This is a genomic window from Desulfobacterales bacterium (assembly GCA_030066985.1).
In the GTDB taxonomy this organism is placed as follows: Bacteria; Desulfobacterota; Desulfobacteria; order Desulfobacterales; family JAHEIW01; genus JAHEIW01.
Genome location: JASJAN010000014.1, coordinates 14,764 through 29,158 on the forward strand (window position 1 = coordinate 14,764; position 14,395 = coordinate 29,158).

Annotated in this window: 13 protein-coding genes and 1 tRNA gene; 3 read left to right on the forward strand and 11 right to left on the reverse strand. The window is 45.9% G+C overall.

All coding sequences use genetic code 11. The features are described from left to right. Nucleotides 1-15 precede the first annotated feature (15 nt). The 4 genes from hisA to QNJ26_08445 all read right to left on the reverse strand — a co-directional run bounded on the left by hisA (nt 16) and on the right by QNJ26_08445 (nt 3,390). Entirely contained in the window at nt 16-759 is a 744-nt protein-coding gene (hisA, locus tag QNJ26_08430; protein ID MDJ0985556.1) for a 1-(5-phosphoribosyl)-5-[(5-phosphoribosylamino)methylideneamino]imidazole-4-carboxamide isomerase, read from the reverse strand. A gap of 109 nt (nt 760-868) precedes the next feature. Continuing rightward, nucleotides 869-1,456, reverse strand: coding sequence for an imidazoleglycerol-phosphate dehydratase HisB (gene hisB / locus QNJ26_08435; GenBank protein ID MDJ0985557.1), 588 nt, complete (start codon nt 1,454-1,456; stop codon nt 869-871). Nucleotides 1,457-2,167: 711 nt separating this feature from the next. After that, complete coding sequence (locus tag QNJ26_08440; protein ID MDJ0985558.1) at nt 2,168-2,767, reverse strand: lipid-binding SYLF domain-containing protein; 600 nt, start codon at nt 2,765-2,767, stop codon at nt 2,168-2,170. 550 nt (nt 2,768-3,317) lie between these two features. After that, a tRNA-Ala gene (locus tag QNJ26_08445) sits at nt 3,318-3,390 on the reverse strand. Nucleotides 3,391-3,460: 70 nt separating this feature from the next. Between QNJ26_08445 and QNJ26_08450 the strand changes: the two genes are divergently transcribed. Next, complete coding sequence (locus QNJ26_08450; GenBank protein MDJ0985559.1) at nt 3,461-5,206, forward strand: YcaO-like family protein; 1,746 nt, start codon at nt 3,461-3,463, stop codon at nt 5,204-5,206. Nucleotides 5,207-5,278: 72 nt separating this feature from the next. On the opposite strand, the gene QNJ26_08455 is transcribed toward QNJ26_08450, so the two are convergent. The 7 genes from QNJ26_08455 to QNJ26_08485 form a co-directional block, all read right to left on the reverse strand. Beyond that, nucleotides 5,279-7,525: a dynamin family protein gene (locus QNJ26_08455; protein ID MDJ0985560.1), complete on the reverse strand. Its 2,247-nt coding sequence runs from the start codon at nt 7,523-7,525 to the stop codon at nt 5,279-5,281. A 174-nt stretch (nt 7,526-7,699) separates the two neighbouring features. After that, nucleotides 7,700-8,284 carry a hypothetical protein gene (locus tag QNJ26_08460; protein ID MDJ0985561.1) on the reverse strand — a complete coding sequence of 195 codons (585 nt, stop codon included), beginning with the start codon at nt 8,282-8,284 and terminating at the stop codon, nt 7,700-7,702. Nucleotides 8,285-8,379: 95 nt separating this feature from the next. Beyond that, nucleotides 8,380-8,895 carry a DUF6125 family protein gene (locus QNJ26_08465; protein ID MDJ0985562.1) on the reverse strand — a complete coding sequence of 172 codons (516 nt, stop codon included), beginning with the start codon at nt 8,893-8,895 and terminating at the stop codon, nt 8,380-8,382. A gap of 12 nt (nt 8,896-8,907) precedes the next feature. Continuing rightward, on the reverse strand, nt 8,908-10,125 hold the full coding sequence (locus QNJ26_08470; GenBank protein ID MDJ0985563.1) for an MFS transporter: 1,218 nt from the start codon (nt 10,123-10,125) through the stop codon (nt 8,908-8,910). Between the two features lie 83 nt (nt 10,126-10,208). After that, nucleotides 10,209-10,994 (reverse strand): selenium cofactor biosynthesis protein YqeC, encoded by a 786-nt coding sequence (yqeC, locus tag QNJ26_08475; GenBank protein MDJ0985564.1) that lies wholly within the window; start codon nt 10,992-10,994, stop codon nt 10,209-10,211. A 257-nt stretch (nt 10,995-11,251) separates the two neighbouring features. After that, the gene (gene yqeB / locus QNJ26_08480; GenBank protein ID MDJ0985565.1) at nt 11,252-12,046 is read right to left on the reverse strand and encodes a selenium-dependent molybdenum cofactor biosynthesis protein YqeB; all 795 of its coding nucleotides are present in this window, start codon (nt 12,044-12,046) and stop codon (nt 11,252-11,254) included. A 125-nt stretch (nt 12,047-12,171) separates the two neighbouring features. Beyond that, nucleotides 12,172-12,870, reverse strand: coding sequence for a transglutaminase-like domain-containing protein (locus QNJ26_08485; GenBank protein ID MDJ0985566.1), 699 nt, complete (start codon nt 12,868-12,870; stop codon nt 12,172-12,174). Between the two features lie 124 nt (nt 12,871-12,994). Between QNJ26_08485 and QNJ26_08490 the strand changes: the two genes are divergently transcribed. Together QNJ26_08490 and QNJ26_08495 are read left to right on the forward strand one after the other, a co-directional pair. After that, entirely contained in the window at nt 12,995-13,327 is a 333-nt protein-coding gene (locus tag QNJ26_08490; GenBank protein ID MDJ0985567.1) for a hypothetical protein, read from the forward strand. Between the two features lie 415 nt (nt 13,328-13,742). Continuing rightward, nucleotides 13,743-14,366 (forward strand): nucleotidyltransferase family protein, encoded by a 624-nt coding sequence (locus tag QNJ26_08495; protein ID MDJ0985568.1) that lies wholly within the window; start codon nt 13,743-13,745, stop codon nt 14,364-14,366. Nucleotides 14,367-14,395: the final 29 nt, after the last annotated feature.

A 14,395-nucleotide genomic window follows, 5' to 3' on the forward strand; every position in this document is an offset into this window, starting at 1 on the left:
TACATTTTTTCTGTTTCATTCAGCAGCAACAGACGGCGAATTTGTCAGTTCAAGTGCTGATTTCAATTCCAAAGCGCCGCTGTAAAGCGCTTTACCAACAATTACTCCGATGACACCGCTTGTTTCAAGTGGTAACAAATCTTTGATATCCTGAATCGATGATACTCCACCAGAGGCCACCACGGGGATCGATATGGCTTCCGCCAACTGTTTCGTAGCTGCCAAATTGGGGCCGGTCTGCATTCCATCGCGGGCAATATCGGTAAAATTAATGGCCGCAACCCCGCAGTCTTCAAACTTTCTTGCCAAATCAACCGCTTCTACTTGGGTTGTTTGAGTCCAGCCGTCTATTGCCACCTTGCCCTCACGCGCGTCAATCCCCACAATGACCTGCCCGGGATATGCTTGACAAATGTTACGAACAAAAGTGGGATTTTTTATGGCCTCAGTACCGATAATAACGTATTTGATCCCCATCTCCAGATACATATCGACGGTTTTTTCATTGCGAATACCACCCCCGAGTTGTATCGGCACCTGTACAGAACCAGCTATTTTTCGAATACTTTCAACATTTTGAGGGTTTTTTAAAAAAGCACCATCCAGGTCTATAACGTGGATACGCTCAGCGCCAAGTCGCTCCCATTTTGCCGCCATGGCTTCGGGGTCATCCGAATATACGGTATCGTCGTCCATACGGCCCTGCAACAGCCGCACACATTTGCCATCCTTGATATCAACAGCTGGTATTATTATCATTTCACCGAGTTTTATAGTATTTTAGGTTTTGTGTTTGGTAAAACGGTTATCGTGAAATAATAAGCGATTAGCGTAGACAATACGAAATACCAAACACTCGTTTGGCAGGTTATAGTGTTCCTTTTGAGGATCGAACATTTACGATGCGGGCATCGGTCGAAGCCGCTTGATCCAGGGCTCTGCCCAGGGCCTTGAACATGGATTCAATAATGTGATGCTCATTTTCTCCATAGGAAACATTAATGTGCAGATTGAGTCCACCGCGGGTTGCAAATGCCTTGAAAAACTCCTTTGCCAGCGAGACGTTAAAAGCAGACCCGGAAGGCTGAAATGTGGGCACATGGTAAGCCAAATAGGGACGTTTGGAAAGATCAACGGTTACAGCCGTAAGGGCATCATCCATAGGCGTGACCGCATGACCGAAACGCTTGATACCCTTGCGGTTACCCAAGGCTTGATCAAATGCCTGACCCAGAACAAGGCCGACATCTTCAACCGTATGATGGAAATCAACTTCCAGATCGCCTTTGGCCTTGACCGCCAGATCAAAAAAACCATGCACGGTCAACAAAACAAGCATATGATCAAAAAAAGGGATACCGGTTGAAATTTCTGATTGGCCGCTACCATCTAATTTTAGGCCGATTCGAATGGCCGTTTCTTTGGTTTTGCGTTCAACCTCGGTTTTCGCTTCCATCATTTTTTATCCCCTGTGATTGATCAATTAATGCCAGAGATTATGATATCGGACCATCACCCCTTCAGCGGCTGACAAATAGCACAAAATTGGCCTATCATTCGGCAGCACCCATTGCTCAGCAGGATCATAATCAATTTTTTTAAGAAATGCAATCGTTTATATCAATTTAAGTGTACCCACGACGTGTGTCAATTATGCCACATCATCCCCCGTTGCAGCGACCCCATCCAAAAACAAAAAGGGTGGCTCATCGAGATGAACCACCCGTGAAAGGAGGTCAGAATGAAGCACTATGACGTACTTACTCTGAGGCAACCTGAATATAGAGTTCAGGAAACCATATGTTAAGATCCGTTGCATGGATAAAAGTTACAAAATATTAATAATAACATCTAACAAACAATACCGGAACCTTTTAAATATGATGCCAAGTTAAGCCGTATCAAGAATTATCAAACATCGCAAATACAAGATAGAAGGGTTTCAAGCTTTAGCTGAACATCAGGGTAAGAATGATGCGCCAACAAAAGGCCCATATGAAAATCAAAAGGGCAGCCCAGAGTTGTACGTGAGCTACCCTTGAATGAGAGGACAACAGTAAGTTAAATGTAGCCTCCCCTCACATTCCTAAATAAAAGTAACCATCGTTTAACGGGAATGCAACAGGCGCTAAAGACACTTAGACCGCAAACCGATGGTCGAATCCTATTATTTATATTTATCAAGTTTTGAAAATTTTCCGCCCTTCAACGAAAAGTCAAAAAATAGCCCTTTCACGTCAAACACGATTGCCGTGATTGGTTCTTTAGTGGTGAAATTGCTTGCCGTACCGCCATCGCCGGCTTTAATCATGGCAATGTTTCCGTCCACACCAGCCTCCCAGTTTTTGCTGGCACGGAATTGTTCCAGTGCCTCAGATGTCAAAAATGCAATTATAATATCCTTTGCTTCTCCTCCGATTTGCAGACCCAATGATCCGGCCGACATGCTGTAGTAATCCACGGTCTTGTCGTCAATGCGGAGCACTCCCTTTCCATGTTCTATGCCAACAATAAGAGCGCCTTTTCCGACATTTGGCATAATCAGTAAAGCCTCTGCCTTTTCGGCAAACGCCTTGCCACCGTCTAATTTATAAAGACGTTCAATAGCCGCATCTGCTTCGGCGTCGATTTTATCAAAATCAATCTTTTTTTCATCGGCCGCCATCACGGCCGAATTCAGGAATAAAATCGAAAGTAGCATCAATACGCTTGTGATCAGCCATAACATACGGTTACAACTATCAAAATTTGCAATAATCAATCTCATGGTGATTGTCCTTTCTGCTGATTTTTGGCACGGTAACAAAAAAATAAATATGTAATGCGCTTAAAAAGAAATACCGTTTATTCATACGTGCTGTTCGTTTAAAATTAATGCTGTCACTCCTTATGCTGAAACGTCAAAGTAAAGTGAAACTTAATACCGTTTTCGCAATTAACAACTTGATGCATTTGCACTAAATTAAGCATAGACAAATGGTGTTAAAACAACGGATGGGTGGATTGATTTATTGCAATTCTTGCAAAAAAAGGGATTGCCTTAACTTCGATAATTTGATACCACACCGTAGCGCTTTAGAGCGGGACCGTATCTTGAATGATCCCCTGATTTCGGTCTTACCATCTAAAGCGCTTATTGTATCACGGGCAATTTGAAACCTAAATTAATCGAAAGCGGCAGCATGCAAAAATCAATAGGTGGCTAAATGAAGGCTCATGGGTCAACCGCCTTTGTGCGGATGATTTTATAGACCGATTTGGGTTGAAGCCTGAGCCTGATTGAAGCGATATAATCGAGAAGTTGGTTAAGGAAAAAGTGGAGATGAGGGGGATCGAACCCCTGACCTCGGCATTGCGAACGCCGCGCTCTCCCATCTGAGCTACATCCCCACAACGGACCGTTTTCATATCAGAATGATTTAAAACGGTCAATCTAAAACCCGAATTGATCGTCAATAAAATGAAAAACACAAAGTTTACCGTTGAGTTAAAAGACGCTTACAAAGGTTTTACCTTTGACCAGGATAAAATAATGTCTCCGGAAGATACGGTGCAGCGATTTAAAGGCAAACTCAAGAAAATCAACTTGGATATTCTCAAACGAACCATCCGAATTGATAATGGTCGTCTGGATATACCGATTTATTTTAGCCTCTGTGGTCAAGATGCTCATGAGATCATCGGCACCAAAAAACAAATGGGCAAAGGTGGAACACCCAGCCAATCGGAAGCCAGTGCAGTAATGGAATTGGCTGAAAGATTCAGTTTTTTCAGTTTTGTCAAAAAACCCAGCAATTTTTTTGTTGAAAAATATGGCCAGATAAAAGATCGGGTTATTCCTTTTGAAATGATCGCTAAATCGGTTCATGATGAGTCAGATGATCTGCAGGTCACCCAAAAAATATTTGAAAATTTACCCCTTAAATGGACCTGGGCCTATAACTTAAGCCGCAATGAGGAAACCTTAGTCCCTTTTGATTGGTTTTTTGCCATCAATGAATTCAACGGCCCTTCTGCCGGCAATTGCGTTGAAGAAGCGGTCAGCCAGGGGATTTGCGAAATTATCGAAAGACACACCTCATCGGTCATCAGCCATAAGCGTTTAAAAGTTCCCGCCATTCGCGCCGATTCAGCCACTGATCCGCTAGTTGTTGAAATGCTTGGCAAATATCGCAAGGCTGGTGTAGAGTTGTTTGTTTCTGATTTTACCCTTGATACAGGCATTCCGAGTGTCGGCATTTTGGCTTACGATCCGACCACATTCCCGGAGCTGAGTGAAATCGTATGGACCGCCGGGACGACGCCGGACCCTCAGAAAGCATTCAGTCGGGCACTGACCGAGGTGGCACAGTTGGCGGGTGATTTTGATACCGCTGCCAACTATGTGGCCAGCGGGCTTCCCAAATTTACCGATCTGGCGGACGCCGACTATGTCATGAATCCAGGAAAAGAAATAGATATCACTCAGCTGCCGGATTTATCAAATGACAATATAAAAGTTGAAGTCGAAAACTGTCTGGAAGCGCTCAGCCGCATCGGAATGGATGTGTTATTGATCGACACGATGCATTCGGAGCTGCAAATCCCCGCGTTTTACACAATAATACCAGGCGCTCATTTCAGAGAACGGGCATTGGCTACCAGTGTCGGGATGTTTTCAGCGAAGCACATTGCCGATAACCAGAGTCCAGAAAAGGCCATCGGCGAATTATCCCAGATCGATCAGGATTTGCCGGGTAAATATTATGTCAAATTTTATCTCGGCACCTGCCACCTGGCATTGACTGATCCCAAAACAGCTTTTAACTGTTTTAAAGAAGCCTTAAACCTGGAGCCCAATCCGCAGGATGTTCCCAGTATTTATTCATACCTGGGTGTGGCCTTGAAAGACATGGGTGAATACCGCCAAGCGCTCAATGAACTTGCAAAAGGTGTCGAATTGGATCCGGAAAGAACCGATTTATACAATTTGATGGGATTTTGCCATTTCATGCTAAAAGAACATGAAGCTGCAATCGAGAATTTCAAAAAAGTCATTCAGCTGGATCCATCATCCGCTATAGACTACGCCAATATTGCTTCCAACTATCGCGATATGGGACAAACCGCCAAAGCCATTCGCTATTACGAAATGGCCCTGACCTTGGATGCATCCATTGAATTTGCCAGAGATAATCTGGCCAGACTTAAATCGCTTGATAGTTAAAAAGGCTTCTGATTTGTCGTCGATGTCCTCTTCATCGGTTTTGGGGGTCAAATCAGAACGCGTTCTTATATTTCAGTTCGCCTGTTCGATGCGCCGGCGCAGATGGCCGATACTTCCTTTTACACCCGCAGAATTCTGATTCATTTCCTTTAACAGTTGCAACGTTTGCTCTTTATCAATTTTGGTGTTGTCCAAGCGATCGCTCACAGCGGCAAGGTCGGTAACAAAGAGTTGGAAGCGGTCCTGCATGAGGTCGACAAGATGATCAGCGAAATTATCGATGAGTTTAAACAGGAAAGCAAATTTGAGGTTTTCACGGTAATCCTTGAGTTGTTCAACGACAATCCTCATCGTGTCTCTTTTCATTTGCCGGGTGCCGCCGCTCAGGGCCTGCTGTATCACATCGGCTCGTTTGCGGGTGGGCTGTTTTAACAATTTTTTTAAATTTTGCTGCAGGCTGTAAACGCCCATGCGCAGCAATGCAGCGGTTTTGATTTTGGCCGAGTATTGCATCGAAGTGACCAATTTGGGTGGTGTTGGCCCGGACTGCTCGAGTTGAGCCTTGATATTCGGCAATTCAACTTTTAATTGTGTTTCATTGTTCAGGCCTACACCAAGCTTGTTCATCATGCGCATATATTCATCATAGGCATCCGAGAGCGCGCCATGATAGGGCTGAAGAATGGTTTCGAAATACTTACCGATTTCATTTTCCTTTACTTTCACGAAACGCACAATTTCCGGGTTGATATCTTCAGTCATAAATTTGTTGAGCGATTGTTTAAAGTCCTGATAGCCCCGGTATATGGTTTTGGAAACACCGGGCAAATCCGCTTTGCCATCGACGGGCTGGGTTAATCCTTTGTACTCTTTTATGAACCCGGTAATTTGACGAAAGAGCTCTCCCGAACGTACATCAAAATAACGGTTTACATCGACATTGAGCTTCTTTTTGATCTTGCTCACTGCCCCGGAAATGGTGGTTTTTAAGACCGTTTTCATTTGATCGACGCGAGCCTGATGCTCCTGTAGCCGTTGCATCAGTTCCTGAGCACTTTCTGAATCCCGCTCCAGGATATCCTGATTGATTCCGATCCAATTCTCCATACCGGATAAAATGACGCTAAGTCGTTCGATGTGATTTTTTAGCAAAAGCGCACCGCGCGTGTTACCGAGTTTTGAATCAAGAGTCGATTTGAATTTCACTGTCTCCTGATCTGAAAATTCCGTTAATTCGGCCTCTGCCCGCCATTGCTGCATTCGAAGCTGGTCTTTTTCAGAGAGCGTCAAATTCGGCGAAGAAAATAAATTGAATAGCGCTGAAAAAGTAAATACCTCCGGATCGGGTTTGATCAGAGCCAGTTCCTCTTTTACCCTATTTACAAGGGCTTGAAGCTCTTGTATTGATTCGTGTTCACTAAAATCGCAGTTGACAACAAACAGCATATTGTCGAGGATACCCATTTTTTTGATAATGGACAAAAACTGAATGTCCGCCTGACGGAGTCCTGTGCGGCTGCTGATCACATAAACAATCATATGCGTCAACAATAGATAATCCTGTATCATCGCCAGGTGCATTGGATTTGAACTGTCGCTGCCCTGGCAATCTGCGATTTCGATATTGGCAGCAAATGCTTCTGATGGAATTTGCAGCTGAACATCTTTTAAATAAACTGCTAAATTTTCATCACCCACAAAGCTTTTATGCTCTGGAAAGGTCTTGGTGTCATACTGCCGGGTTGTATTTTTGTCAGATATGAGATCGTAAACGCTTTCGTATCCTTTGATGTATGAGGATAGCAGTACATTATTAATGTTGCGGGTATCGTGTGATATTAATTGGTCAGCGCTTAACAATTTGAGGGCCTTTTCAATTTGCTCCCGCTCTTCGGATTTGCGGATATCCACACCTAAATCTGTTCGGCGCCATTCCAGTGTCGGAAAAAGAACCAGGGCCTGTTCCATTTCGGCATTCACTTCATCCCAGGATTTGAAAAAAAGTTGCGCACTGAGTTGATCGCCATTGCGAACCCGGGTGACAATAGAAGTGACCACGCCGGCGCCTCTTTTTAAATAATCACCTTGCAGAATTGAATTTAAAAAAGTGCTTTTGCCGGATTTAATCGGTCCGGCAACAGCCACCCGCATCATATCCTCTGACATCTGTTGCGGAAGTCTTTGACAGGTCTGGCGCCAATCATCAAAACGCGATTCCGCCATGCCGGGCAAAGAGTTGGCCCTTGAAATTAATGCCTGGATGTCTTGATTGACCTTTAAGATTTCCTCTTTAAGATAGTGATAGGTGTCCATGCTCATTCTTTGGTTTCTTGTATTTTAGATAAATGTTATGGCGCAGTTCATACAATCAACAGAGTAGAATGTCAAAGCGATTTAGCAGGGTGTCTCACGCAAAGCCGCAAAGTCGCAAAGACTATATTAATTTTTCGGCATGTCTTTGTGCAAGCTTGGGTTACCGAAATTTCAGGCTAATCATATAAATTGAATGCCCTTAAACAGGCCATCAGGCTGTTTATCGATTTTAGCTTTCATGGCTTCGACATAATCCGGTCGGGTTTCAGCCTGCCAGCCGGGATATCCACCCCGCCAGACGTATTTGATCAGCTCCTGAAACGTTTTATGGCTGAATATATATTCGCCTATGGCGATCTCTTTTGTCGGCAGAGTTGCCACAATGGGCAGTTGCAACTGGTGGGCATAAGCGCAGATCATATCCCGCACAATGGCCTGGTTCAAATACCCATTGGTTTTTTGTTTGAAGTCTTCCGGCATCGGCGGGAAAGGATAACGTTGGTATAATTCGCCGATGAATCCGGTGAAGCGAATCCCGTGAATCGCACCCATTAAGTCTCCGATTTTAGCCCGGTCTTCTATGACATATACCGTCCATTTGGATTGATATTCATTTTTATCCGACTCCTCTGCCATTGCAGAGATATGATCACAAAAATCAGAACCAAACAAAAAGACCTTTTCCAGCAGCAGCATATCCGATTCGATATTGAAAAAGCCGAATGCAATCGTGCCATGGCTAAGGGATTCAAAAGCTAACGGCATCTTACGCTCCCAATTTTAATTCTACAATCACCCAACCTTGTTCTGTTCAGCCCTTAGGTTGCCGCGGCGAAGCTCTTCAGAGCGAAGACGGGTCCTCATGACTTATTTAATGTAAACCGCCACTTGCACATCATATCGTCCGGATGCGGGTCCGGCGGCGCAAAAAGACATTCAACCTGTATGCGTTGGTCAATCTCGCAAGCAAAGCGTGAGAATTCTTCCCGGTGCATGGCTTTACAGGCATATTCGTCCAAGCCTCGTTTTAATCTGGCTGTTTGGGTCGGGCAAGAAGGGACGTGAAGCACAACCTCATCAGCAGTTTCTGTGATTTGATAGCCAACCATAATACACCAGGGAAAATATTTCAGGGCCTTAACAAAGCCACCGAGGCCCTGCTCACTGATATGAAAGCGCTTTTGCAGATCTTTGGCGGCCATCGCCGCTGCTTTGCCCCATACCTTTTCATTTAACCGGTCTGCCGTCGGTTCATCATATTGCTCGCTGACATTGATGTACCAAAAGGCATCAATGACCCGATAATGCCACAGCAAAAATTCAATATAGCTTTGCAAATCCTTTTTTTCCATTTGGTCAAATATTTCAAGATCCATGGATGCATCCTTTCATTGTGACTGCTCGGGAAATGTAAGCCAGCCGGCGAAAAAAGATCCGATGGCGATCAGCCCGCCGCAAATCATAATACCCAGAGCAAAACTGTGCTCATCGCCAATAAAACCGATGAAAATCGGCGCCAAACCACCGCCGGCCACAAAGGCCAGGGGAACTATAAGTGAAACGGCAATATTTCTTAAATTGGACGGCACGATCAGAGACATGGCTGCAAATCCGGCCGGAAAGAAGCAAACGGCAATTAAGGGTTGCGTAAAAACGAGGACCCGAATAATCGAACTGGATGCCATGCCCAGAGATAAAGTCATTAATCCGGCAATCAGCAAAACAATTTGCAGTGTCCGCCGGGGTCCCATTCGATCAGTTGCCCAGCCGGCAATAAACGCCATTAGAACACTGGGCACCCTGGAAAACGCTATCAAGGTATTGGCCGCGTTGCGATCAATATCATGCTCAGATACCAGAAAAAGCGGTAACATGGTATAAAGGCCCAGCGTACTGATCACACCCAAACTAAACAATATCACCATCAACCAAAAGGATAAATTGCCAAACAGCTGCCCCAAGGCGCTGAAGCCGGGCGCCTCGCCCTTAAAATCACCGCCGCGACTGTAGCGAACGAAAACCGGGCTCATTATCAATGGTATTACACCCAATACTAAAAAGACCTCTCGCCAGGAAAACCATACCAGGACGGCTTCACTGATTAATGGTGCGGCAATAAAACTAAGATTGGGAGCCAGCTCATGAATGGCGATGGCTTTACCCCAGTGCTGCGAAGGGATTAAAGACGTCAACGTCGCAATGGCAGAAGGCAAATATAGACCCGCGGCCATCCCGACGGAAAACAAACCCAGTCGCATTGTCCAGGGCCCGCTGCAAAAAGCGGTTCCGATCAGGGCAACGCCCAAGGCCGTGTTGGAAGCAACAATGGTGCGCTTATGATTTAAACGGGATGATATAAACCCGGAGCCAACCAGCGTTATAAAATAGCCCATCGAAATGAATAGAAACAGGGTTCCAGTTTCAGCATGGCTCAAATTAAGGTCTGATTCGATTCGGGGCGCCAGGGGTGCCGGCGTGATCCGGGCTGTAAAATTAAGAAAAAATATCGAAGTTAAAATCAGAATTGGACCAATGGTGTTGCGAAAGGCATTTGCGGAATTGTGTCCCGCATGGCCAGGTTCGGTGGCCTCAATATTTTTGCGCATTTCAAACCGTTTTAAGCGGGCACACTTGGCATTATAGGATCATCGTTGCCCGCAATTTTTTCTAAAAATAGTTTATATTATTATTAATTTCTATTTATTATATAATATTCTTCAACTATTGGTTCATGTATGGTCTGTCCGATGACCACCCCGTTCAAATATGTCCGCGCATAAGATGTCAACAGCTGGGCGATCTTTTTACCGGCTGCCAGGCTGCCTGGAAAATCTGCCTGATTGAGAAATATAAAACGCTTGGCCAGCCCGGGCGCGTTTTTCATCATCCCGTTTTCGTCCAGGCACAATTTCGCAATGGCCGCAACGTCGATAGCAGCATCTGATTTAAGCCCGGTTAGAGCGGAGACGATTTGCGGTCGAAAGACCCACTCCGGGCTCAATGGTTTTCCGACGACCGATAATCCCACTGTGGCAATCATCCAGTGTGTACAGTCAGGGATGACCGGTTCGTGTGCCGCCGGCGCTTTAAGCGGTCTTCCAGCTGCCCCGTCCGCTTCGACAATAATCCAGCGAAACACACCGGACTGCCAGATACGATCGATGGCCTGCGGTTTGAATCCCTTTAGTTTGTGTTGAAAATGCAAAATTCGCCTGCCAGCTGTTATATGACAACAACGCCTGACCAGAAATCGGGCTTGTTTTAAAAAAGAATCAACGGATTCACATGGCAGCACGATCGATGATTGCCGTTGCATGGGCATGCGAATCTTGGTTGTGGTTGTTGTCAGCACCCGGTCGCCTTTTGCGGCCAGCTCCCGGGCCAGCCGAAACATCAGGGCCGTTTTGCCGCCGGCGCCCACGATGCTGATCACACCGCCATTGTTTAAGCTCAGGCTATGCCGTAGTGACGTCATTGTCGGGTTTCGTGCTCCAAGTCTAATTCAGGTTTCAGGTGTTCCGTCGCAGGCGGATTCAGGTGTCAGCACATAAATGGTTTCAGGTGTCGGGCCTTCGCCGCGCCGAAGCGGCTACGTCCGCGCAGGCAGGTGTCAGGTATCAGTAGATGTATTGCTGAAACCACAAAATATTGAAAGCATTGCGACCGTAAATGCTGCTAAGTAACAAAGGTCCGGAACTGGCCACCGAAGGCCTGACACCTAACACCTGAACACTAATTGTAGACCCTTAAGATAGCTTCCAAAACCGATCCAGAAATGGCCCGTGCTTTATCGGAAATCGTATGGCAGTAATGCGCATCTCCCCGGGGGTCGATATCACCGATTTTTAACCCCTGCTTCACATGCGAAGCACTTCGAATCAAACCACGCAGCACACCATCGATTTGCGCCCGTACGATTTGTGATGCAATGGTGCCGATTCGATCTCCTTTTTTGACGGGATCACCAATAGAATATGCGGCTTTAAATTCACCGTCACAGGGAGCTCGCAAAACCCTTTCTTCGGTATAGCCGCTGATCTCACCCGGTATGCCCGTATTGGGCTCAGCACTGCCGGCCGTTATAATCCTGCCCAGGTGATGGCCCCGCTGCGTTTCAACCACCAGATGGACATCCTGACCGGCAGCAAACCCGGGACCCAGCCCGATGACCAGTGGCGCCTCATCCATACGGGTGCCCAGATTATGTTTCGCCAGGATGGCATCGATGACCACATCGGGTTGGATACCAGCGAGCAATTTCCAGTCGGGATCGACGCTGACTGCCAGTTGACTTTTCTGCCAGCAAACGCGCACTGAATCGATGTTATCTGCCCGCTTGGCGGTCACATCTTCGACAATTTGCTGCCCGTCAACCACAGCCTCACAAAATGACACCGCACGCCTGACAGCCAGAGGCGCAGCGGTTTCCAGCATCAGGATCTGGCGCATATGGGACCGATACAGTCGCCAGGCAACTGCACTGGCCATCTCCCCTGCCCCCTTGATCACCACTATTAAGTCACTCAATTTTTGGTTTCGTGATCTTAGTTTAGATTCAGTCATATTGGCTATCAAAACAGGTTTCGGGTGTCAGGTTTCAGTCGAAGGTGCTGACTTTTACCTCAAAAGGTAAATTTGCAAGGCCATCGCTATTATTTGACCCAATCTTCATCTTCCAATTTGCGGCCGCCTTTTCCGCCGCCCTTCTCAAAATGATCGATCCATTGCCGGACACGCTCCGGCCCATAAAGTGTTTTCCATGACTCAAGAATACAATCCACCGGTATGTCGGCAAAGGTGCCATGATCTGAAATGTATTCCATAAACATTTTTTTTTCTTCATTGTACGGCTGGAAGATGGAATCTTCCCGGCCATTGAATTCCAGCGGACTCACCTTGGCTTTGCGGCACAGTTCTTTGTTGAAGGCCGGCGTCGCCTTGACCCAGCGTCCGTCCAGATAAAATTCGGTGAATCCGTGATAGCCAAAAATATCGGATCCCAGATACTCAAGCAGTTGTCGCGTGGCGAGATGATTGCGCACATCGGCAAACCCGATGCGTGCCGGGATGCCACTGGCCCGACCCAGGGCGCACAACAGACCGGCTTTGCCAATACAAAAGGCCCGGCCAGTTTTTAACACATAGCTGGAGCGGTAGTGTTCAGCCCGGTAAAACGGAATGTAGGGATCATACCAGATCGAATCTCGCACAGCATAATACAGTTTAATGGCCTTTTGCGGCGGAGAAAGATCATTGTCCTCAATGGCTGACATCGCATAATCAATAATTATCTTTGAATCAGAATCGATGATCGATGTTGCGCTCAGGTATTTTTCATGAACAGTGGTCATTTCAGATTCCTATAAAACCCTGCAAAGGTTATCAAGCAATATAAGCACAATTTAAATGCTGTATAGAAAATCGCCTTGGGCTGTGTTAGCATCTTTCTGTTTTTTCTCATCGAAGGAGGTTGTCATGTCAGCGAAAGTCATGGTTATTATATCAACAGCGGAAAAAGACAAAGCACTGACCGGAATTTTATATGCCAAAAACGCCCAACTCAACAAGTGGGTCGATGATGTCCGGGTGATTTTTTTCGGTCCCTTTGAAAATCTGGTTTGTGAAGACCAAGATGTCCTCCATGCCGCCACTGAATTGCTTGATCATAGTTCGCCGATTGCCTGTAAATTTTTATCCGATAAATCCGGCGCCAGCACAAAACTCGAAGACCTGGGGTTTAACGTCGAGTACGTGGGCGCCCTGATTTCCGACTCGATCAAGGCCGGATATATTCCGCTCGTCTTTTAACCTGGGTTTTGTATGAAAATAAATGAGAAATATTTTCTAAAATAAAGGATAGAATCCATTTTATCTCATTTATTTTCACCCTCTGGGCGCACCGGAGGCTTCCATCTGCTGCGTTATTAAGGCCGAGGCATAGTTCGACTATAGCCTCGCCCTTAAATGCCTTGCATATGAAAACCTCCAGCGCGTCCAAAAATCAGGACAATTAAGAAACAGATTTTCCATTGCCGGCCGAAGGTCCTCGTGAAACGGGAATGAGCCGGTTTAGCCCGTTAAATAAGAATACCGTTAAATTATATCAATTTTAGCCGGTAAACGGGCCAACGGGTAACCGGCTCAACCTGTATAATTTTGGCATATTCTTAGACGCACCTGATCTGCCTCTAAAAGGCTTTTATAGTAAAAGTTGGACAATAACATGATTAAAGAAATACCAACAGCCGGAATTATTCTGGCGGCAGGCGCGTCGACACGATTCGGCCAACCCAAGCAGCTGGTGCGCTTTAAAGACCGCTATCTGATCGAGTGGGTCTTGGATGCCGCCATACATTCAAAACTCAGCCGAATTGTTGTGGTCCTGGGCGCTTCCCACCAGAAAATTATGCAGACCCTTGATCAACAATTGCAGCACTCAAAAATCCAGATAGAAATCAACCCGGAATTTAAACAAGGACAGAGCACTTCATTACGGGCTGGATTATCAATCGTTAAGGATCATTTTGCAGCCGTCATGTTTTTGCTCGCCGACCAGCCCATGCTGAATTCCGGAATCATCAACACTTTGCTGGAAAAATTATGGGGGTCCGATAAAGATATTTGCATTCCCACCACCTGCGGCATAAGAAAGAACCCGACCCTATTTCGTCACCGCCTTTACGACCAGCTAATGGCCGTTAAAGGTGATATGGGTGCGCGCCAGCTTATTGAAAAAAATCCAGACCACGTATTATCTGTTGAAATCGACGATCCAGTGTATTTTTGGGATATCGATACCCAGCAAGACATTGAGGCGCTAAAAAAACGACTCGAAAAAAATGGATAAAACTCAGCGAATCACGCTTTGGCTTTTGA